At 63.5% G+C, this 19,993-nt stretch carries 18 protein-coding genes; 7 read left to right on the top strand and 11 right to left on the bottom strand.

Going from position 1 to position 19,993, the window contains the following annotated elements; translation table 11 throughout:
- A complete protein-coding gene (locus ACVMB0_RS22595; protein WP_461347732.1) occupies positions 1-969 on the bottom strand; it encodes a BMP family protein in 969 nt (322 codons plus the stop codon).
- A gap of 314 nt (positions 970-1,283) precedes the next feature.
- Between ACVMB0_RS22595 and ACVMB0_RS22590 the strand changes: the two genes are divergently transcribed.
- The 3 genes from ACVMB0_RS22590 to ACVMB0_RS22580 are packed head-to-tail and all read left to right on the top strand — an operon-like array spanning position 1,284 to position 3,965.
- The gene (locus tag ACVMB0_RS22590; RefSeq protein ID WP_461347731.1) at positions 1,284-2,087 is read left to right on the top strand and encodes a cysteine hydrolase family protein; all 804 of its coding nucleotides are present in this window, start codon (positions 1,284-1,286) and stop codon (positions 2,085-2,087) included.
- Position 2,088: 1 nt separating this feature from the next.
- Positions 2,089-3,297, top strand: coding sequence for an amidase (locus ACVMB0_RS22585; protein WP_461347730.1), 1,209 nt, complete (start codon positions 2,089-2,091; stop codon positions 3,295-3,297).
- On the top strand, positions 3,294-3,965 hold the full coding sequence (locus ACVMB0_RS22580) for a TetR/AcrR family transcriptional regulator (RefSeq protein WP_461347729.1): 672 nt from the start codon (positions 3,294-3,296) through the stop codon (positions 3,963-3,965). The genes ACVMB0_RS22585 and ACVMB0_RS22580 overlap by 4 nt, the downstream gene beginning before the upstream one ends.
- A 34-nt stretch (positions 3,966-3,999) precedes the next feature.
- Here ACVMB0_RS22580 and ACVMB0_RS22575 read toward each other — a convergent pair whose 3' ends face one another.
- The 8 genes from ACVMB0_RS22575 to ACVMB0_RS22540 all read right to left on the bottom strand — a co-directional run bounded on the left by ACVMB0_RS22575 (position 4,000) and on the right by ACVMB0_RS22540 (position 13,718).
- A complete protein-coding gene (locus ACVMB0_RS22575; RefSeq protein WP_461347728.1) occupies positions 4,000-5,622 on the bottom strand; it encodes a choline dehydrogenase in 1,623 nt (540 codons plus the stop codon).
- A gap of 55 nt (positions 5,623-5,677) precedes the next feature.
- Positions 5,678-6,787 (bottom strand): ABC transporter ATP-binding protein, encoded by a 1,110-nt coding sequence (locus ACVMB0_RS22570; RefSeq protein WP_461347727.1) that lies wholly within the window; start codon positions 6,785-6,787, stop codon positions 5,678-5,680.
- Between the two features lie 15 nt (positions 6,788-6,802).
- A complete protein-coding gene (locus ACVMB0_RS22565) occupies positions 6,803-7,606 on the bottom strand; it encodes an HAD-IIB family hydrolase (protein WP_461347726.1) in 804 nt (267 codons plus the stop codon).
- Complete coding sequence (locus tag ACVMB0_RS22560; protein ID WP_456798257.1) at positions 7,603-9,132, bottom strand: FGGY-family carbohydrate kinase; 1,530 nt, start codon at positions 9,130-9,132, stop codon at positions 7,603-7,605. Before ACVMB0_RS22560 ends, ACVMB0_RS22565 begins: the two co-directional genes overlap by 4 nt.
- A 67-nt stretch (positions 9,133-9,199) precedes the next feature.
- Complete coding sequence (locus ACVMB0_RS22555; RefSeq protein WP_461347725.1) at positions 9,200-10,726, bottom strand: ABC transporter substrate-binding protein; 1,527 nt, start codon at positions 10,724-10,726, stop codon at positions 9,200-9,202.
- 50 nt (positions 10,727-10,776) lie between these two features.
- Positions 10,777-11,667 carry a carbohydrate ABC transporter permease gene (locus tag ACVMB0_RS22550; RefSeq protein ID WP_461347724.1) on the bottom strand — a complete coding sequence of 297 codons (891 nt, stop codon included), beginning with the start codon at positions 11,665-11,667 and terminating at the stop codon, positions 10,777-10,779.
- On the bottom strand, positions 11,667-12,608 hold the full coding sequence (locus ACVMB0_RS22545) for a carbohydrate ABC transporter permease (RefSeq protein ID WP_461347723.1): 942 nt from the start codon (positions 12,606-12,608) through the stop codon (positions 11,667-11,669). Before ACVMB0_RS22545 ends, ACVMB0_RS22550 begins: the two co-directional genes overlap by 1 nt.
- A 72-nt stretch (positions 12,609-12,680) precedes the next feature.
- Positions 12,681-13,718 carry a sugar-binding transcriptional regulator gene (locus tag ACVMB0_RS22540; RefSeq protein ID WP_461347722.1) on the bottom strand — a complete coding sequence of 346 codons (1,038 nt, stop codon included), beginning with the start codon at positions 13,716-13,718 and terminating at the stop codon, positions 12,681-12,683.
- Positions 13,719-13,856: 138 nt separating this feature from the next.
- On the opposite strand from ACVMB0_RS22540, the gene ACVMB0_RS22535 reads away from it, so the two are divergent.
- Genes ACVMB0_RS22535 through ACVMB0_RS22525 form a run of 3 tightly spaced genes read left to right on the top strand, consistent with a single transcriptional unit; the run spans position 13,857 to position 16,639 of the window.
- Entirely contained in the window at positions 13,857-15,176 is a 1,320-nt protein-coding gene (locus ACVMB0_RS22535) for an iron-containing alcohol dehydrogenase (RefSeq protein ID WP_461347721.1), read from the top strand.
- Positions 15,177-15,191: 15 nt separating this feature from the next.
- Entirely contained in the window at positions 15,192-15,917 is a 726-nt protein-coding gene (locus ACVMB0_RS22530) for an SDR family oxidoreductase (RefSeq protein WP_461347720.1), read from the top strand.
- Positions 15,918-15,949: 32 nt separating this feature from the next.
- Positions 15,950-16,639 carry a class II aldolase/adducin family protein gene (locus ACVMB0_RS22525; RefSeq protein ID WP_461347719.1) on the top strand — a complete coding sequence of 230 codons (690 nt, stop codon included), beginning with the start codon at positions 15,950-15,952 and terminating at the stop codon, positions 16,637-16,639.
- Positions 16,640-16,800: 161 nt separating this feature from the next.
- On the opposite strand, the gene ACVMB0_RS22520 is transcribed toward ACVMB0_RS22525, so the two are convergent.
- Entirely contained in the window at positions 16,801-17,454 is a 654-nt protein-coding gene (locus tag ACVMB0_RS22520) for a LuxR C-terminal-related transcriptional regulator (protein ID WP_456755512.1), read from the bottom strand.
- 488 nt (positions 17,455-17,942) lie between these two features.
- On the opposite strand from ACVMB0_RS22520, the gene ACVMB0_RS22515 reads away from it, so the two are divergent.
- Entirely contained in the window at positions 17,943-18,866 is a 924-nt protein-coding gene (locus tag ACVMB0_RS22515) for a LuxR C-terminal-related transcriptional regulator (RefSeq protein ID WP_461347718.1), read from the top strand.
- A 165-nt stretch (positions 18,867-19,031) separates the two neighbouring features.
- On the opposite strand, the gene ACVMB0_RS22510 is transcribed toward ACVMB0_RS22515, so the two are convergent.
- On the bottom strand, positions 19,032-19,946 hold the full coding sequence (locus ACVMB0_RS22510; protein WP_456755514.1) for a GumC domain-containing protein: 915 nt from the start codon (positions 19,944-19,946) through the stop codon (positions 19,032-19,034).
- Positions 19,947-19,993: the final 47 nt, after the last annotated feature.

Here is a 19,993-nt window from a genome sequence, read left to right as displayed (position 1 = left end):
TCAGCCCTTCAGCACTTTGATCTTGCCGTCGAGCAGGTCCTTCATGATCTGATCGAGCTTCGCCTTCTGCTCGGGCGTCGCACCGCAGATCACCATGCTGGAAGCCTCGGGCCCCATCTTGAGACCGAACTCCTTGTAGCCGGCCTTCCACGAGCCCTTCACCGCCTCGTCGATCGCATATTGCACCTGGTAGCCGGTGCCGGTGATCGAATAGGCGACGTAGAGCGGATCGGTGCCGCAGCGATCGGTGTAGCTGCCGATGATGTGGGTGCCCTTCTCCTTCGCCGCCTGCTCCATTCCGCGCAGGCCGAGGTTCAGGATGTGGTAGTGGATGTCGGCACCTTGCGCGATCGCGGCCAGGGTTGCTTCCTTGGCCTTGGCGACGTCGTCGAAATCGCCGGTATAGTTCTCGGTATACTTGATGTTCGGGTTGATCGACTTCGCGCCGTTGCCGAATTCCTTGCCGGCGTTGACGATCGAGGGAATTTCGAGTCCGCCGACATAGCTGATCGCGCCGGTCTTCGACAGCATCGCGGCCGCGGCACCGGCGACATAGGCGATCTCGGCCTGCTTCACGTCATAGCCGGCAACGTTCGGCGCGCTCTCCCCGTCATTGCCGCCGACGATCGAGAAATGCACCTTGGGAAAGCGCTTTGCGATCTTGTACACGGACGCCTGGGTCTGGCCGCCCACGCCGATCACCAGTTCATTCTTGCTCGCAAGATTGGTCAGCGCCTGATCCATGTCGGCGTAGTTGATGTTCTCGATCATCTGCACCTGGACCTTGTCGCCGTACTTCTTTTCGGCGGCCATCAGGCCGTCATAGGACGACTCCATCCATCCCTTGTCGGACTTCGATCCCGGAATGAGGATGCCGACCTTGAGCGGATCGGCGTGGGCCGCGTTTGCGGAAAGCGCCAGCGCTCCGGCAAGCAGCGCGGCCTGAAGAACCAAACGGCATGACCTCATGGAAAAACCTCTTGCACAGTGCGTTAAATCGTCCGGCAACGTTCGCGCAGCAAGCGGCATGCCAGAGGTTCAATGCATTGATTTCACTCAATAATCGCATTGAGAAGTCCGCTCGAAACAAACAAATGCTTACTTTTTATCCAGACCGCGTGAGCGTTTGTCGGATTCATGGGCAAAGGCACCGGCGCGCAAGCGAGCCGGCGTTGAAAATCCTCGCGAAATATCTCTGGCAGCGAATTTGCACCTCCTCATCGCCATCCATGCACCGAGCGCGCAACGCGATCCGCACGCCGGCCTCGCCTGAGGAGAAGACGATGAAGACGAGTGAACAACGCGCGGAGCCGACCTCGGGCGGACGGCTTGGGCTCGGCCGGCAATACACGTGGTGGGCGACCGAAACCGACGTGAACATGGCGATGCCGCAGCCGACGCCGGTTCCCGTGACCATTGCTTGCGCGCCGCAGAACGTCACGGTCGATCTGCTGCGCACCGCGATCATCGTCGTCGACATGCAGAACGATTTCTGCGCGGCCGGCGGCTGGGTCGACCATATCGGCGGCGACTATCGCCCGGACCGCAAGCCGATCGAGCCCCTGCAACGCCTGCTGCCGGCGCTGCGCAAGGCCGGCGTGCCGGTGATCTGGGTGAACTGGGGCAATCGGCCCGATCTGGCCAACATGCCGCCGAACCAGATCCACCTCTACAAGCCGAAGGGCACCGGCGTCGGGCTCGGTGATCCCCTGCCCGGGAGCGGCGCGCACGTGTTGGAGAAGGATTCATGGGCCGCCGCGATCGTCGATGAGCTGCCGCAGGAGCCGCAGGACATCAAGGTCGACAAGTATCGCATCAGCGGCTTCTGGGACACGCCGCTCGACAGCATCCTGCGAAATCTCGGCGTCAGGTCGGTGCTCTTCGCCGGCGTCAATACCGACCAATGCGTGATGCATTCGCTGACCGATGCCAACTTCCTCGGCTATGGCTGTCTCCTGGTCGAAGATTGCTGCGCCACCTCGTCACCGGACTTCTGCACCGAGGCGACGGTGTGGAATGTGAAGAAGTGCTTCGGCTTCGTCACGGACTCCTCGGCCATCATCAGCGCGCTCGAAAAGCGCGGCTGACGTGGGTACGGCCGACACGACGGGACGCGGACCGGATGCCGATATCGGCGCATTCGTTCCCGGACCACCGGTTGCGCTGGAGCCGACGGCCGCCGGGCCACTGCGTGGCCTGGCCTTCGCAGTGAAGGACCTGATCGATGTCGCAGGCCATGTCACCGGCGGCGGCAACCCTGACTGGCAGCGCACGCACGCGCCGGTGGCAGGCTCGGCACCGGCCGTGAACCGGCTTCTGGCCGCGGGCGCTTCATTGCGCGGCAAGACCGTGACCGACGAACTCGCCTTCAGCCTCGAAGGCGTCAATGCCCATTACGGGACGCCACTGAATGCGGCCTGCCCGGATCGGATCCCCGGCGGATCATCGTCAGGTTCGGCCGCCGCGGTGGCCGCCGGCCTGGTCGACGTCGCACTCGGCACCGACACCGGCGGATCGGTGCGCGTGCCGGCAAGCTTCTGCGGCCTGTTCGGCTTCCGCCCGACCCACAACGCGATTCCGTTGACGGGCGTCGTCCCGTTCGCACCGTCCTACGACGCGATCGGTTGGTTCGCGCGCGAAGCCGCAACGCTCGCCGCGGTCGGCGATGTCCTGCTGCCAATGACCTCGCCGCCGCGCATCACCAGATTGATCGCCGTGCGCGACGCGTTCGAGCTGGCCGATGGCTCGGTCGGCGCGGTCATGCGTGACGCCTGCACAAAGCTCGGCGTCAGCGACGAGATCACGATCTTTGACGGCCGTGCCGACGATTGGCGCGAATGCTACCGGGTGCTTCAGGGAGCAGAAATCTGGCGCGAGCTGGGCGCCTGGATCACGGCAACGAAGCCGGTCTTTGGTGACAACATCGCCGCGCGCTTTGCGGACGCAGCGTCCATCACCGCAGCCGAGGTCGCACGTTGGACGCCGATTCGCGCGGCCTTCGCGGCGCGCGTCCGGGCGAAGCTTGCGGATGGCACAGGGCTGGTGATCCCAACGGCGCCCTCGCCTGCCCTGTGGAAGGACGCCAGCGGCGAGGAGATCGGCGCCTTCTATCAAAGGGCATTGGCGCTGACCTCGATCGCCGGTCACGCCGGCTTGCCCCAGATCACGGTTCCCGTTGGCCTGGTCGATGGCTGCCCCGTCGGCCTGTCGATCGTCGCCCCGGCCGGTCACGACCGTGCGCTGCTCGATGGCGCCCGCGCCTGGGCGCTTCCATTCACGCCCAGCAGAATGACATGACCGAACGTCTCTCCTCCAGCGCAGAGCACAATCCAAAGCCGCGGCGGCGACCGCGCCGCTCCGCCGAGCAGAACCGTGCGGAGATCCTGCGCGCGGCGACGGCCGAGTTCGCCGCACATGGCTATGCCGGTGGCCGCATCACCCGGATCGTCAAGAAAGCCGGCGCCAACCCGCGGATCATCTACGAGTTGTTCGGCAGCAAGTCCGAGCTTTATGTCGCAACCCTGGAAAGCGCGCTCAGCGCGCTGCGAACCGAAGAGCTCACCCTCGACGTGATGCATCTCGATCCGCTGGAGGGACTGCTGAAACTGTTCGATTTCATGAACGGGCATTTCGAACGCAACGGCCACCTCGTGAGCCTGCTGCGGACCGAGAACCTGCTGAAGGCGCGCTTCATGAAGAAGTCGCCGCGCATCCACGAGATGTCCTCGCCGGTGCTCTCGATGACCAAGCGCCTGCTGGCGCGCGGTGTCGCCGAGGGCGCGCTTGCCCCTGATATCGATCCGCTGCGACTTTACGTCATGATCGCTGCGTTGAGCCAGTTTCATCTGACCAACGTCCACACGCTGTCTTCGATGTTCGCCAGCGACCTTGCAGACCCGGCGTGGCGCGCCAGCCGACGCGACGATGCACGCAAGATGCTGGCGGCCTATCTGAAGCGAAGCTGACCTTCGGTGAAGGTCTGCCGGCATCAGCGGACAGCTATTGCATCTCCATCAGCCTCGCCTTCGCCGCGAGAGGCTGCCGGCCGAGGATGAAGTCCGCTGCCTTTTCCGCAATCATGATCGTCGGAGCGTTGGTGTTTCCAGAAACCAATCGCGGCATGATGGACGCGTCGATGACCCGCAATCCCTCGATGCCGTGGACGCGAAGGCGATCATCGACGACGGCAAGCGGGTCGGAACCCATCTTGCACGTGCCGACCGGATGATAGATGGTTTCGGCGGTTTGACGCACATAGGCATCGACGTCTGCATCTGAATTCGCGCGAGGACCGGGGGCATATTCTTCGCCTCGATACGGGTCGAACGCCTTTTGGGCGATGATGTCACGGCCGATCCTGATGCCGTCGCGCATGTTGGCCCTGTCCTTTTGTGCCTCCAGATAGTTCGGCTGGATCGAGGGATGCTGCCGCGGATCCGCCGATCTGATCTTGATCGTGCCGCGACTTTCGGGACGCGCGATGTTGAAGTAGGCCATGAAGCCGTGCTCGTTGGTGATCTGGCGACCGTGATCGCTGTACATCAACAGAACGAAGAAATATTGCAGATCCGGTGCGACCAGATCAGGTTGCGATTTCAGGAACGCCATCGCCTCCAGTCCATGGGACGTCGCCGGCCCCGTCCTGGTCAGCACATACTGGATGAAGGCCTTGGTGGCGCCGAGCGGCTTGGTGTGCTTGAGGAACGAGATCGGCTGGGTGCAGCGCTGCTTGACGCCGCAGGCAAGGTGATCCTGCAGATTCTGGCCGACGCCTTTCAGCTCGTGGACGACCTTGATCCCGAGCGATTGCAGATGATCGCCATCGCCGATCCCCGACAGCTGCAACAGTTGCGGCGAGTTGATCGCGCCGCCCGACAGGATCACCTCGCGCTCGGCCCGCAGCGCATGGAGCTGGCCGTTCCGGATATACTCGACGCCGACGGCGCGGCCGCCTTCGACCAGGACGCGCGACGCCAGCGCCTTGGTGATCACCTGGAGGTTCGGACGGCTCATGACCGGATGCAGGTAGCACCGCGCGGCGCTGGCGCGCCGGTTGTCACCGATCGTGCTGTCGACCGGACCGAAGCCTTCCTGGTCCGCGGCGTTGAAGTCGTCGGTCGCGGGAAATCCGGCCTGCTTGCCGGCTTCGAACCATGCCCTGGTCAGCGGATGGGTGATCTCCTTCATCCTGCTCGTCAGCAATGGGCCATCGCCGCCGTGATAAGCATCGGCTCCCGCCTCGCGTCCTTCCGAGCGGATGAAATAAGGCAGACAGTCCGCGGCAGACCAGCCTCGATTGCCGAGCTGCGCCCACATGTCGTAGTCGGAGACATGGCCGCGGATATAGACCATGCCATTGATCGCGCTTGATCCGCCCAGCACCTTGCCGCGCGGCCAGAACAGGATGCGGTCGTTCAGATGCGGCTGCGGATCGGTGTGGTAGTGCCAGTCGACGCTGCCCGACTTCATCAGCGCGAGGTATCCCGCCGGCATATGGATGAACGGATTGGTGTCTCTGCCGCCGGCCTCGAGCAGCACGACCTTGCTGTCCGGGGATGCTGACAGACGGTTCGCCAGGACGCATCCGGCCGAGCCTGCGCCGACGATGACGTAGTCCACCATGTTTTTCCTCCGGCTTCTTATGTTTGGTGACGCCCGCGCGGCCGCGGTGCTCGAGCTAGGCCCGCATCAGGGTACGCGACGGGGTCTCGTTCGGACCATTGATGACCTTGCCTGTGGTCGGGTCGAACAGGCGGATGCGGTCGAGTGCGGGAACCAGGCTGATCGGATCGTCAGGCGCCAATTCGAGGCGATCTTGTGTGATGGCGCAGATCTCCTGTCCCCCGACATCCGCGTAGATATGAATTTCGGGACCGGTCGGCTCGACGACGGACACCTTGGCCGGGATGCCTGCCCCGCTGATATCCGGCCGCAGATGCTCGGGCCGGATGCCATACTTCACGACCTGCCCCGCGGTCACATTCGCGCCCGGCGGCAAGGGCAGTGAGACGCCGTTGGCGCGCACAACCAGCCGGCCCGCCTCGGCGGCGACCTCGCCGAACAGGAAATTCATCGACGGCGAGCCGATGAACTCGGCGACGAACAGGTTCGCCGGACGGTCGTAGATGTCGAGTGGCTTGCCGATCTGCTCGATGTGACCGTCGCGCAGCACCACGATGGTGTCGGCCATCGTCATCGCTTCGATCTGGTCGTGGGTGACATAGACCGTCGTCGTCGACAGCTTGTGGTGCAGCTCCTTGATCTCGGTTCGCATCTGCACGCGCAGCTTGGCATCGAGGTTCGACAACGGTTCGTCGAACAGGAACACGGAGGGATCCCGCACGATGGCACGGCCCATCGCCACGCGCTGGCGTTGACCACCGGACAACTGCCGGGGCTGGCGGTCGAGATAGGGCGTGAGATTGAGGATCGAGGCGGCCCACTCCACCTTGCGCCGGATCTCCTCTTTCGGAACCTTCTTGAGCTGCATCGAGAACGCCATGTTGTCGAACACGCTCAAATGCGCGTAGAGCGCGTAGTTCTGGAACACCATCGCGATGTTGCGGTCCTTCGGATGCAACTCGTTGACCACGACATTTCCGATGCTGATCTGGCCCGACGTGATCGGCTCGAGACCCGCGATCATCCGCAGCAGCGTCGATTTTCCGCAACCGGACGGCCCCAGCAGCACGACGAATTCGCCGTTGGCGATCGAGAGATCGATGCCGTGCAGCACCTCGAACCCGCCATAGGATTTGCGTACGCTATTGATGGTGACCGATGCCATGACTGAACCCTTCCGCTACGCAGCCGCCCGCGCCGACAAAATGTGCTCCGCAATCTCGACGAAGCCCTCGCCGCCCCGCTTGTTGGCCACGAAGGCCGGCGTTGCAGCCATCGCGCCTTCGAAGTCCCGGACATTCGCGACACCGCAGGCATATGGAAAGAACCCGAACATCGGCGCGTCGTTCGGACTGTCGCCACAGAACACAATGCGGTCCCTGGCGGCATCGAGATCGAGGCCCAGCCTGTCGCGCAGGAAGATCCGGGTCATGGCGAGCTTGTCGTAGCGGCCGAACCATCCGTTGACGTGGATCGACGACACCTTGGCGATGCCGCCTGCGCTCTCGAACAGCCACACGATCTTGTCGACGGCATCGCGCGGCAGCGGCGGCACGTCCTCGCAAAAGTCGATCGCAAGATCCGCCTCGCGGTAGAGCTGGTCGGCGGAGATCGCAGCTCCCGGCACCTCGGACAGGATCCGCTCACTGAGCACCCGCAGCTTATGCCGGTTGGCGGCGCGCTCGGCTTCGCTCGCAATGAACTTGCGCTCCATCTTGCGGGCGACCGGATCGTGCCGGAAGTAGAACGCGCCGTTCTCCCCGATCACACCGTCGACCGGCCAGAACCGCGCAATCATGTCGCACCAGCCCGCCGGCCGGCCGGTGACCGGAACAACGGCGAGGCCGGCCGCGCGCAGCCGTTCCAGCGCGGCGTAGGAGGCCGCGGAGAGCTGGCCGTCCGTGGTCAGCGTGTCGTCGATATCGGTCAGGACGCAGACGATCCGACGCGCGGTCTCTGTGGGAAAGCACGAGATCGGCTTCATGACGGCGCGCCCTCGGCGAACGCCGCGAGGCGCGCGTTCCAATCGAGCATCTTCGGCCAGAGGTCGGCGTGGATGGCGCGCAGCTCGGCATAGCGCGCGACATTGGCCGCGACAGGCTGGAAGATCCTGGCCGGCGGCCGTGTCATCGCCGCGGTTGCCTCGGCGATGGTCCCATACCAGCCACAGCCCTTGGCGGCGGCAATCGCAGCACCGAGCGACGAGGCTTCGCGTGCCGTCGAGCGGGACACCGGACGCCCCGAGGCATCGGCCAGGATCTGCAGCCAGAGATCGCTGTCCGACCCGCCGCCGATCGCCGAGAACTGCCCGATCTCGCCGCCGGTCACCGCCGCGATCTTCTCGGCTTGCGCGGCAACCTCGAGCGCGATGCCTTCCAGCAACGCACGATAGATCGCGCCGCGCCGGGTCGAGCCCGACAACCCGGCGATGACGCCGCGCGCATAGGGGTCCCAATAGGGGGTCATGCAGCCGAGCCAGTACGGCAGCACCACGACGCCCCCCGCCCCGATCGGACATGTTGCGGCTTCAGCTTCGAGCGCCTTGAACGTGCTGCGCTGCGCCGCCGGATCGATCCCGAACATCTCGCGCGCCATCCAGTCGACCAGGAACGTTCCGGTCCGGACGCACTGCTCGTAGATGTAGCCGTCGTCGCACACCGCTTTCTCTGTGCGGAATGCGCGGTCATAGGCATAGTTGAGGCCGTAGCTGCCGGAGACAACGGCCGTGCCCAGATTGATGTAGGCGCTGCCCGGCGAGGTGACGCCGGCGCCGGTGCTGGCGCATTGCCCGTCGCCACCGCCGGAGATGACCGGCGTCCCGGCGGACAGACCGGTGAACGCGGCTGCCGTCGGCGTGACCTCACCCATCCGCATGCCGGGCCGCTCCAGCGACGGCAGCTTTTCCGCGGCAATGCCTGCGGCATCGAGGATCTCGACCGACCAGGTGTTGCGCGTCATGTCGAGCAGCCCGGTCGGATCGGCTGACGCCGTCGATGTCCGCCACTGACCGGTCAGGCAATGCGTCAGATAGCCGTGAACCTCGGCGAACCGTGCGGTGCGCGCGAAGATGTCAGGCTCCTGCTCCGCCATCCAGATAATGCGATACAGGCACGGCAACACATCCAGCGGCTTGCCGGAAATCGCATGGACGCGTTCGGCCCCGAACGACTTGCCGAAGCGCACGACCTGCGGCCGCGCCCGCTCGTCGAGCCAGGTCATGCCGGGCCTGATCGCGGTGCCGTCCTCGCTGAACGCACTGAACGTCTCGCGCTGATTGGAGATCGCCAACGCCGCGATGCGGCCGGCGCCGACCTGGTCGGTGATGCCGCGCAAGGCGGCCGCCGTCGAATCCCACCACTCGTCCGGGTTCTGCTCGAAATAGCCCGGCTGCGGATTGGCAAGGCCGATCGCCTTGCGTCCTTCCGCGACGGCACGACCGCTGCGGTCCCAGGCGATCGCCTTGGTCGCCGAGGTCGAGCTGTCGATACCGATCACCAGATCCTTGGTCATGCCGCCTCATTCCACAAGACGCGAAGGCGGCCGAGGTCGCCTTCGCAAGTTCTTGTCGTGCGGGCCCTTAGAGCAGGCCGGCATCCTTCACCTTGGCATCGATGTCCTTGGCCAGGGCATCCATGCACTTCTGCGGGTCGCCGCCATAGGCCTGGCCGGTGAGCAGCTTGCCGAGCTCGGTCGGGATCTCGTTGGTCGACAGGCCCGCCCACAGCGCCATGTGCGGCTCGGTCGCCATCGCATTGTCGATCACCCACTTCACCGTTTCGAGGTGCCGCGTGGTGCCGGCGCCGACCTTGGCCTTCGCCTTGACCCGTGGATCGGCGAACGAGGAGTTGCGCATCGGTGCGAAGCCGCCGAGTAGCGTGCAGCGCGTCATGATCTCCTTGCAGCAGCCCCACTGCATGAAGATCCACGCCGCTTCCTTGTTCTTGGAGTATTTCGACAGCGAGATGCACGAGCCGCCCTGATGGCCGAGGTTGGGCTGCTCGTTGAATCCGGCATCCGACGGCGAACGCAGCTTCTTGGCGGTCAGCGGCTTCGCCGGCTCCCACAGGCCCTTGACCTTGGAGTCGTCGGCGTCGAGACCCGGGAAGAATTCATCCCAGCTCTGCACCAGCGCCACCTGGCCCGAATGCATCATCTCGAACTGGCCGTCCCAGGTCGATGCCGTCGAGTTCGGCGGCGAGACCTTCAGCAGCTCCTGGTACCATTTCAAGCCGGCAACGCCCTGCTCGTCATTGCCCGAGAATCTCTTGTTCTTGTTGAAGATCGAGCCGCCATGGCCCCATACCGCCTGGCTCCAGTCGCATTCCAGCGAGTAGTGGCCGGACTTGGCTTGCAGGCCGGTGCCGAACACGCCGTTGCCTTTCTCGGCTTCGGTGATCTGCTTTGCGGCAGCGAGGAAATCCTCGTAGGTGGTCGGCACCGCGATCTTGTGCTTTTCGAGGATGTCCTTGCGGTACATCAGCGTGAAGATCGGAATGTCGAACGGAATGCCCATCCATTGTCCTTCGACCTGGGCGACGTTCTTGACCAGCGGCTTGGAGAAGTCGTCCCAATCGAAATCCGGCATCGCCAGTTCCGGCTTGTCCTTGTAGTAGGCCACCGGATCGACGCAGTCGGGCTGGAACATCGAGATCCAGGACTGATCGAGATAATAGAGGTCATAGGACCCGAGCTGGCCCTGCACGTCCTGCGTCGCCTTGGCGAGCACCTGCTCGAGCGGCACGATCTCGACCTCGACCTCGATGCCGGTCGGATCGGTGAACTCCTTCTTGATCTGGTTGAGGATCACCGACGGCGGCGTCGACTCGGTCGAGTAGCGGATCTTGGCGCCCTTGAACTTGCTGCCGACGTCCTTCAGCCATTTGGCCTGATTGTCCGGCAGCCCCTCGGCATAGGCCGCGCTGGCGAGCATGTTGCCGGTGCGCAAGCCCCTGGGGTTGCCGAGCATGCCGGCTCCGAAGGCGGAGAAGCCGACGCCCGCCAATCCCATCCGGCGCAGGAATTCGCGCTTGGAGATCTGCTTGTTGGTGTAGGCGTTGGCGCTATCGACGATGAATGTCTGCTGGTCGAACTTCTTGAAACTCATAGATACTCCTCCCAACGTTTTGTTTGACTTTGTAGTCCCGATCCGCGCGCCTACTCCTTGAGAGATCCGAGGGTCAGGCCACGGACAAGTTGCTTCTGGACCAGCAGGATGAAGATGAAGCTCGGGATCACGGCGGTGGTGCCGAGAGCCGCGATGAATCCCCATTCCGAGCCGGTCGAGGTGACGAAGGTCGTGATCTTGACCGGCAGCGTCCGTATCGAGTTGGTCAGGAACAGCGACAGCAGGAATTCGGTCCATGAGAAGATGAAGCAGAGCACGGCGGTCGCCGCGACACCGCCCTTCACCATCGGCAGCACGACGCGCCAGAATATCTGCAAGCGCGAAGCGCCGTCGATCATGGCGGCTTCGTCGACGTCGACCGGCACGTCGTCATAGAACGACTTCATCAGCAGCACGGCAATCGGCAGGTTGATCAGCGTATCGACGATGATCAGGCCAAGCCGGGTGTCGAGCAGCGACATGTAGTGGAACATGAAGACCACGGGCACGATGATCGCGATCGGCGGCATGAAGCGCTGCGACAGGATCCAGTTCAGATAGGCCTGCCGCCCGTAAAAGCGCATCCGTGACAGCGCGTAGGACGCCAGCACCGCCAGCAGCACCGTCAGCGCGGTCGCACCGATCGCGACGATCAGGGAATCGACGATGGTCTGCCGGCTGTCGTAGGAGCTCGCACCGCCCACTCCAAAGGTATTGCCGGATTCGATCGCAAGCTCAGCCCGCGATTTTCCGAGCATGGTGACCTGATAGTTCACCAGCGTCGGCTTGAAGTCGAACCAGACGATCCCGTCCTTGTCGAAGATCGCCGATGTCGGCTTGAACGACGTCAACGCCCACCAGAACAGCGGGAACATGAAGATGCCGACCACGAGCACCGCGGCCACGTCACGCAATCGCTTCTGCCAGAATGTTTCCTGCATCAGAACCGCACCTTGAACAGCTTGATGAACAGGCTCGAGGTGATGATCACCAGCAGCAGCGTGAACAGCGAGATCGTCGAGGCATAGGGGAAGTCGGCGTTCTTGAAGTAGATGGTGCCGGCGTAGGACGTCAGCGTCTCGGTCGCGGTGCCCGGCCCGCTATCCGTCATCACCTTCACGTAGTCGTAGATGCGGAACAGATCGACGCCGCGGATCAAGACTGCGAGCGCGATGATCTTGGAAAGCATCGGCAAGGTCAGCCGGAAGAAGGCCTGGCTCGTGGTCGCGCCATCGATCGCGGCGGCCTCGAACGGCTCCTTCGGCAAGGCACGCAGCCCCGCCAGCATGATCAGGACCATGAACGGCGTCCATTGCCAGATATCGGCCAGCAGGACGCCCAGCAGCGCCGTGCTCCCCGAAGCCAGGATCGGATGCTGCGGCGGCCACAGGCCGAGCGACACCAGGCCGGTGCTGATCACGCCGAAGGATCCATCCAGCATCAGCAGGAACATCATGCCCGTGACCGCAGGCGGCACCACGAGCGGCAACGTCATCAGCGCACGCAGCAGCCCATAGCCCTTGCGATCACTGTCGAGCAGCAGCGCGATGGCAAGCCCAAGGCAAAGCTCGATCAGAAGCGCCGTGACGGTGTACAGATAGGTGTGGCCGATCGCACCCCACACCCGGTCGTCGGCGAACAGCTTTCCCCAATTCCAGGTGGGATTGAAGACATTCAGGCGCGTGATCGGGTTGCGCTTGAAGAACGACAGCCAGAGCGCATAGAGCAACGGATAGACACCGAACGCCAGGATCAGCGCGGTGATCGGCGCGAGCCACGGAAACGGGTGCTCCGACGTCAGAAATCGCGGCCAGGCACGGCGGCGCGGCGTCTCCGATACCGGCACGTCGACAGCCAGACTTGGTACCTGGTTCGAAACCATAGACGTTTCCTCGCGCATCTTTTTTCTCATGGCGCCTGGCTCTGCGGCCGGTTCGCCTCGTTCTCGGGGTCTTCAGGGCCGGCGCGTCACTCCGGTTCGGGACGATCGAGCCGCGCGCGGCACCAGCGCTCTCGCCGTTGCCACGTCGGTGACCAGGATGGTTGCGTAATTGTTGTTGAGCGCGGCGAACACCGCGTCGATCTTGTCGGCGCCGCCGGCAATGCAGATCCGTTCCGGCACCTCGGCGATTTCGTCGAGTGTCAGGCCGATCATCCGGTTGTCGAGCGCGCCGAGCAGCGGCTTGCCATCGCGATCGATGAAGCGCCCGCTGACCACGCCGACCGCTCCGCGCGCGACATATGGCCCGATGTTCTCCGGCGACATGTAGCCGCTGCGCATCGCGGTGCCGGCATCGTCGACGCTGCCGACACCGAACAGCACCTTGTTGCTGGTGCGGATGATCCTGAAGGTCTCGACCAGCGCCGGCTCCTGCACGAACAGGCGCTTGATCTGGGCGGTCGAGACGATGCCGGGCGCGTGCAGGTTGACGCAGCGCGCGCCGAGCCTGGTGGCGATGTTGGACGTGCACAGCTCCGGCGAAAACTCCGTCGTCCCGATCGAACAGCCGGTGATCTGCGCGACGGTGACGCCGGGAAGCTTCATTTCGGGCAGCGCCGCCGACAGCGCCTGCACCGTGCGCCCCCAGGACACCCCGAGCACATCGTCGGGTTGCAACCGCTCGATCAACAGCCGCGCGCCGGCCATGCCGATCCGCTCATGCACCGGCAGCCGGCCGCCATCATCAGGCACGACAAGGCAATTGGTCAGCCCGTAGGCGTCCGCGACCTCGCGCGCGAGACCGATGGTCTGCAGATGCCGCGACGAGACCGCGATGGTGACGATGTTGCGGTCGCGGGCCTCTTGCAGGAAGTTCACCACCGACGCGCGCGAGACGCCAAGCTGATCGGCGACCTCCTCCTGCGTCATGCCCTCTTCGTAATAGAGCCACGCCGCCCATACGACGGGATCGCTGTCGAACTCGGCGGGAATCGACAGCGCCCTGCGCTTGATCCGCGGCGGCGTCACTTGGCGTTGCAGCGTCCGGGTCATCGACGATCCAGTTTCGACGTTCTGTACAAAATGCACACCGAGTTGACATTTGTCAATTGTCTCGCTTAATTGCCAATCGCTTTTGTCAAATGTCACGATCAGGGCGCGACACCGAAGACGTGGCGCGGGATGTTGTCGATGCCGAAGCAGAACTGGACCGCGCTGATCGACGATATGGTGGCTGGCCGCTGGACCAATCCGCTGACCGGCGCACAGATCAAGGTGCCCTACGATTCCATCGTGATCGAGGACAGCCTCGACGGTCGCGAGGCCGACCTGGTCGCATCCCTAGCGCTCGGCGAGCGCCTGGCGCTGGTCGCCGATGAAGCGACTTACGAGGCGATGGGCGCGCGCGTCGAAAAAGCCCTGCGCAAGCTCGGCCCGATCAGGACCATCGTGATGGAGCGGCCCCACGCCGACATGGTCGAAGTTCGCGGCCTGACCGAGGAGTTGCGCGGCTTCGATGCCGTCGTCGCGGTCGGCTCCGGCACCGTCAACGACCTCTGCAAATACGTCACCGGTCTCGACGGGCGGCGTTATTGCGTGTTCGCGACCGCGGCGTCGATGAACGGATATACCTCGTCGACGGCGTCGCTGACGCTCGACAGCGGCTTGAAGGTGTCGCTGCCATCGCACACGCCGTCCGGGTTCTTCGTCGACCTCGCGGTATCCGCTGCGGCGCCGGCTTTCCTCGCCGCATCCGGCTTTGCCGACTGCCTGGCGCGCTCGGTCGCGCAGAACGACTGGTGGATGTCGCACCGGCTGTTGGGCACGGCCTATTTCCAGGAACCCTACACGATCCAGGCCGCGGACGAGATCGAGCTCAACAAGCGCGCCGGCAATCTGCCCAAGGGCGACATCGAAGCCATGGGTTATCTCTATCGCGTGCTGACATTGTGCGGGCTCGGCATTTCCTTCACCGGCATGTCGCACCATGGCTCGATGGGCGAGCATCAGATTTCGCACTATATCGATTGCTTCGCCGGCAACCGGCATCCCGGCAGCCTGCACGGCCAGCAGGTGGGCATCGCATCCCTGAGCATGGCGCGGTTGCAGCAGCACATGCTGTCGAGCGATCAGCCGCCCTCCGTTCAGGCGACACTGATCGATGCAACCGACATGGCGCGCCGCTTCGGCGACGAGGTCGCAGCCCAGTGCCTTGCGGAGCTCAAACGAAAGGCCTTCGACGCTGACGGCGCCATCGCATTCAACCGCAAGCTCGAGGAAACCTGGCCCGCGCTGCGCCGCGAGCTGGCAGGCTTCACCATTCCGGTCGACGAGATGAAGCGGCTGCTCTCGGCTGCCGGCGGCGCCACGACCGCCGCCGAGCTCGGCGTGCCGATCGACCTCTATCACGAGGCCATCATCCATTGCCGCGAAATGCGCAACCGCTTTTCATTCCTCGACATCGCCGCGGATGCCGGCACGCTGGCCGCGTTTGCGCAAGGCGAAATCTAGCGGGAGGGCCGTGACATGACTGCAAAGCCGCTCATCGCCGTGACGGGCGCGAGCTCCGGGATTGGTGAGGCAACCGCCCGCGCCTTCTCTGCCGCCGGCCACCCTGTGCTCATGATGGCCCGGCGGATCGACCGGTTGGAGGCCATGCGCCTGTCCAACTCGATCTGCCGACAGGTGGATGTGCGCGACCGCGCGGCGCTGGCCGCGGCGGTGCGCGAAGCCGAAGCCAAGTTCGGCCCCGTCGACATGATGTTCGCCAACGCCGGCATCGCAAGGCTTGGCGACATCGGCAAGCAGGACCCGGTCGACTGGGACGAGATGATCGCCATCAACGTCAATGGCGTGATGAACAGCGTCCACGCCGTGATGTCGGGGATGATGGCGCGCCGGCACGGCACGCTCGTGATGATGAGCTCGATCGCCGGGCGCAAGGTCTATCCCGATCATACGGTCTATTGCGGAACGAAGTTCTTCGTTCATGGCGTGTCCGAGAGCCTCCGCGAGTATCTGTCGGCGTATGACGTCCGCGTCATCGTGATATCGCCGGGGATTATCGAGACCGAAGTGCTTGACGGCGTGAGGGACCCGGTGACCCTTGCCAATTACAGAGCCAACAAGGCCGCGATCGGTGGCGGCATCGCGGCCGAACATGTCGCAGACCTCATTCTCGACGCCTACAACCTTCCACAGAACGCGCTGGTGCAGGAAATCTGCATCACGCCGACCCGGCAGAAATTCTGAACGCCGGCCGCACCAACCGCCAGGGACCAACGATGACCGACACCGAACTTCAGCTGCGCGAGACGATCATTGCGAAATGCCGCTGGATGAACGCCACAGGACTGAACCAGGGGACGTCCGGAAACATCTCGGCGCGCCACGGCAACACCATGCTGATCTCGCCATCCGCGACGCCCTATGACTCGCTGACTCCAGACATGATCGCGGCGATGCCGATCGACGGCGAATACGGATCATGGGAGGGACCGCTCAAGCCCTCCACCGAATGGCGCTTTCACCTCGACATCATGAAGGCGCGTCCCGAAGTCGGAGGCATCGTTCACACCCATTCCACCTATTCCACCGTGCTGGCGATCGCGCGCAAGGAGATTCCGGCGTGCCACTACATGATGGCGGCGTTCGGCGGCATGAACGTACGCGTCGCCGGCTACGCCAGATTCGGCACCAAGGAATTGTCCGAGAATGCGCTGAACGCCCTGGAGAACCGGACCGCCTGCCTGCTTGCCAACCACGGAATGATCGCAACCGGCGCATCGCTGGAGAAGGCGATGTGGCTGGCAGTCGAGCTCGAGACGATCGCCCGGCAGTACTATCTCACGCTGGCAATCGGCGGACCGGTCATCCTGAGCCAGGCCGAGATTGCCGAGACCGCGGCCGCGTTCGGCAGCTATGGCGTTCAGGATCCGCCCAAGGGGCTTGGCACCCGTCGCGAGAGTGCGTGACCGGCTTCCTGCTGGAGAATCTCCGACCTGCACCTGCGGACATTCGCTGACGAGGATCACTGCGACAAGGACGATAAGAAGCGTCAACTCGTCTGGTCATGCACCGACCCTGCAGCGCATTCGCCGAACCGCGCCGTTCGTCACGCGTGCCCCACCACCTATCAGCTGGATGGCAGACCGCCCGGCCCGGCCTGCGAGACGACGAGCGTGGCGAGAATTGTCCTGTTGCTGATCTCGAGCTTGCGGAAGATGTGGTGCAAGTGGACCTTGATCGTCCCGTCGGCCACCTTCAGGCGGCGGCCAATCTCCTTGTTCGACAAGCCCTCCGACACCAGGCTCATGATCTGACGCTCGCGGTCGGTCAGCACCGCCAGATATTTCTCCGGCATTGCGGTTTGCGCACAAGAGAGCGCTTCCTCGCACGCGGGCGGCGGCAACATCTTCTGGCCGTCCGCGACCTGCCGCAACGTCTGTACGAGCGTCTCCGGCTCCTCGTCGTTCAGGATAACGGCATAGGCCCCCGCTGCCGCCAACACGGCGAGGTCGCGATCCTCGACCGAGGTGGCGAGGAATACGAGCCGCGCAGCAGCCGTCCCTGCCTTTGCGACGTCGAGCATCGCCTGCCCCAGAACGTCGGGCATCGACATATCCAAAATGGCTATATCGGGCGCCAAGCTTCGTATTGTCTCGAAACAGCTCGCACCATCGTTGCAACGAGCGACAACCTTGAAATCATGTTCTGCTTCGAGCAGGCAGTTCAAACCCAATAAGACAACTGGAAATCTACTCGCAATAACCACACGACTGAAATGCATTTACGACCAACCCTCACGTCCCTCCAGTTCGGCTCGGCGCCCCGCGTTCCTTAATCAGGCTACTCCAATATGAGGCTTTTCAGTAAGGTTTTGTTGTCGCGGGCATCCGGGAATCTACGGCCAACGCACGCGGACGAGCACAATTCCGACAACGCATAATCGCAACGGCGGCCCAACTCACCCCGGGCGAGTACCCTCGACAGGCAGCCATGGCCCATCCGGGCTACACCAGCGGCTTTCATATTATGGTCGGCATGCAAACAATGCCTATAACCAAAGGTATATAGGGATATTGGGGATTAGCATCTAACATTCTTAAATATTTTCAGAGTGGGCTCGGGGCTTTTCGTCCTCAGATTGCTGCTTCAAACGACCAAGGCGGATTTTTCATACGACGTTGTTTTTAACTGGGCGGAACCAATCACCGAACATGAACCGGATTCAACCGATCAGCCCATTGTTTCATTGTAGCGTCCAGGAGAGTTTCCATGAGACGACGATATCCTTTTTCCATTGTGCTTGTTGGTGAAAATAGTCTTCGCAAAGAAGGTCTTGCCAGAATTCTGAATTCGGAAAGTTTTCAAGTCCTGGCTTCAATATCCGATGCCGACGGCTTGCTTGGCGGCGACGCGCATCAGAAAGCTCCGACCAGCCAGCCGCTGCTGCTCCTCATTGTTCATACCGGCGATGATTTCCGCCCGACAATCGAGCAGATCGAATCCTTCAAACGTCGTCACGTCGACGGGCGCGTGGCAGTCGTCGCCGATCAATATCGTGTGAGCGACCTCGCTGCCGCGCTTCGCGCCGGCGCCACCGGATACTTCATCGACGTGATGAATTGCGACGCGTTCATCAAGTCCATCGAACTCGTCATGATGGGCGGGACCGTGTTCCCGCCGGCCTTCCTGACGTCCGCGCTCGATGCCGAAGAACACGACGCAGACGATGCGCCGACCCCGATCGACGACGATCGTGCCGTCGCGGAGGCCGATGACCGGCTTGCTCGGCAATTGTCGCCGCGGGAAGTCTCCATTCTGCAGTGCCTGATCGAAGGCGACTCCAACAAGTGTATTGCACGCAAGATCAATATCGCCGAAGCCACGGTGAAGGTTCACATCAAGGCGATCCTTCGCAAGATCCGGGTGCAGAACAGGACCCAGGCCGCGATCTGGGGCCTGAACCATCGGCCTGCGGCCTGGCCGAAAAGCAACGGCTCTGCGCATCAAGCCAATGATGCCGAGCGGCCGCTCCCGCTGAAGCGGGAAGCTCCCAGGATCGCACGAGCGAGCCAGCCGGCGCCACTCGGCACGCTCGACCACGCCGTGAAGTATTTTGAAGTGCCACTCACGAACGGCCACGCCCACGGCGGCATGAACTCGAAGATCGACGGGGCGATCCGGCTTCGCAAATAGCTGACGCCTTCCCGCTTGACGTCCCGCCGGGTTACCCCGGCGGGACGTCGCGCGAACTGCGACCGGGCTTGACCGATCTATCCTCCATTTGCATCCGCGTGCGGCTGAACGACGGCATCTCCGGACCAAAAGGGATAGCCCCCCTGGACGGGCGGACCCTTGTCGTTAGCGGCGTCTTTCGGCGAGCAACGACAGCAGACCACCGAGCACCAGTGCGGCGAGGAACGTCAGCGCGAACAGCAGCGGACCGTTGGGACCGGAGGGTATCATCACGGCTTCCGCGGGCAGTAGCGTTTGACCCGCAGCGAACCTGACCACGTCATGCGCCGGCGCGCCGTCTTGGTTGTCGAGCGCGGCATCCTTCTCCGCGCCCTCCATGACCTGCTTCAGACGTTCGAGTTTGGCTTGGGCGCTGAGATAGGTCGGATGACGCGGGCCCAACACGGCCGAAAGCCCGGCCAATTCCCGCTCGGCCGCGGCGTACCCCTCCGTCGCCTGCGCGCGGAGTCGCCCGCGCAGATATTCGGACGCAACCCAATTCGCCAGGCTGGCCGCGCGCTCCGGGTCCGACGTGGTCACCGCGATCGAGATCAGATAAGACCGCGGATCGTTGGTGACGGTGATTTGCTTCATGAGATGTGTGATCGCGAGCTCGCGCGGCGTTGTCGCGGGATGAGGCCCGAAGTACTGCCCGACATGGGACAACACCCGCTCCAGGCGGCTCGGGCGCGTGTATTCCGGGTCCTGATCGAGCCGCAGTGCCGACACCACCGCGCTGGCGGTGCCGCGCGACCGGATGATGCGCGCCGAGCTGTCCACGACGGCGGCCGCATCGACGGCTGCTGTCGATTGCAGCCTTTCGCCGGCGATGTTTTCGTTGCGGACGAAGTCGAGCTGAATGATGGCTTCGCCGGTGTATCGCGATGCCATGAACATGAATGCGACCAGAAAGGCGGCCAGGGCAACCACGACGGTTCCCGTGACGAGCCGCCGGTGCCTCCATACGACACCCAGCGCATTATGTACGACCTGCTCATAATGCATGCGGGGGGCGTTGATCGCGCCTGTCTCGACAAACATGTCCTGATCTCCCGAACGGGGGCTGGTCCCCGATCTTTGCGAGTGGC

The sequence above is a fragment of the Bradyrhizobium sp. USDA 4451 genome (assembly GCF_054822585.1).
The sequence above is the reverse complement of the archived record's forward strand: the minus strand, read 5'-3'. Positions and strand labels throughout refer to the sequence as shown.

Coding starts and splice junctions, on each gene's coding strand:
- ACVMB0_RS22595 (WP_461347732.1), bottom strand. CDS start 969: ATGAGGTCATGCCGTTTGGTTCTTCAGGCCGCGCTGCTTGCCGGAGCG.
- ACVMB0_RS22590 (WP_461347731.1), top strand. CDS start 1,284: ATGAAGACGAGTGAACAACGCGCGGAGCCGACCTCGGGCGGACGGCTT.
- ACVMB0_RS22580 (WP_461347729.1), top strand. CDS start 3,294: ATGACCGAACGTCTCTCCTCCAGCGCAGAGCACAATCCAAAGCCGCGG.
- ACVMB0_RS22575 (WP_461347728.1), bottom strand. CDS start 5,622: ATGGTGGACTACGTCATCGTCGGCGCAGGCTCGGCCGGATGCGTCCTG.
- ACVMB0_RS22570 (WP_461347727.1), bottom strand. CDS start 6,787: ATGGCATCGGTCACCATCAATAGCGTACGCAAATCCTATGGCGGGTTC.
- ACVMB0_RS22565 (WP_461347726.1), bottom strand. CDS start 7,606: ATGAAGCCGATCTCGTGCTTTCCCACAGAGACCGCGCGTCGGATCGTC.
- ACVMB0_RS22560 (WP_456798257.1), bottom strand. CDS start 9,132: ATGACCAAGGATCTGGTGATCGGTATCGACAGCTCGACCTCGGCGACC.
- ACVMB0_RS22555 (WP_461347725.1), bottom strand. CDS start 10,726: ATGAGTTTCAAGAAGTTCGACCAGCAGACATTCATCGTCGATAGCGCC.
- ACVMB0_RS22550 (WP_461347724.1), bottom strand. CDS start 11,667: ATGCAGGAAACATTCTGGCAGAAGCGATTGCGTGACGTGGCCGCGGTG.
- ACVMB0_RS22545 (WP_461347723.1), bottom strand. CDS start 12,608: ATGGTTTCGAACCAGGTACCAAGTCTGGCTGTCGACGTGCCGGTATCG.
- ACVMB0_RS22540 (WP_461347722.1), bottom strand. CDS start 13,718: ATGACCCGGACGCTGCAACGCCAAGTGACGCCGCCGCGGATCAAGCGC.
- ACVMB0_RS22535 (WP_461347721.1), top strand. CDS start 13,857: ATGCCGAAGCAGAACTGGACCGCGCTGATCGACGATATGGTGGCTGGC.
- ACVMB0_RS22530 (WP_461347720.1), top strand. CDS start 15,192: ATGACTGCAAAGCCGCTCATCGCCGTGACGGGCGCGAGCTCCGGGATT.
- ACVMB0_RS22525 (WP_461347719.1), top strand. CDS start 15,950: ATGACCGACACCGAACTTCAGCTGCGCGAGACGATCATTGCGAAATGC.
- ACVMB0_RS22520 (WP_456755512.1), bottom strand. CDS start 17,454: ATGCATTTCAGTCGTGTGGTTATTGCGAGTAGATTTCCAGTTGTCTTA.
- ACVMB0_RS22515 (WP_461347718.1), top strand. CDS start 17,943: ATGAGACGACGATATCCTTTTTCCATTGTGCTTGTTGGTGAAAATAGT.
- ACVMB0_RS22510 (WP_456755514.1), bottom strand. CDS start 19,946: ATGTTTGTCGAGACAGGCGCGATCAACGCCCCCCGCATGCATTATGAG.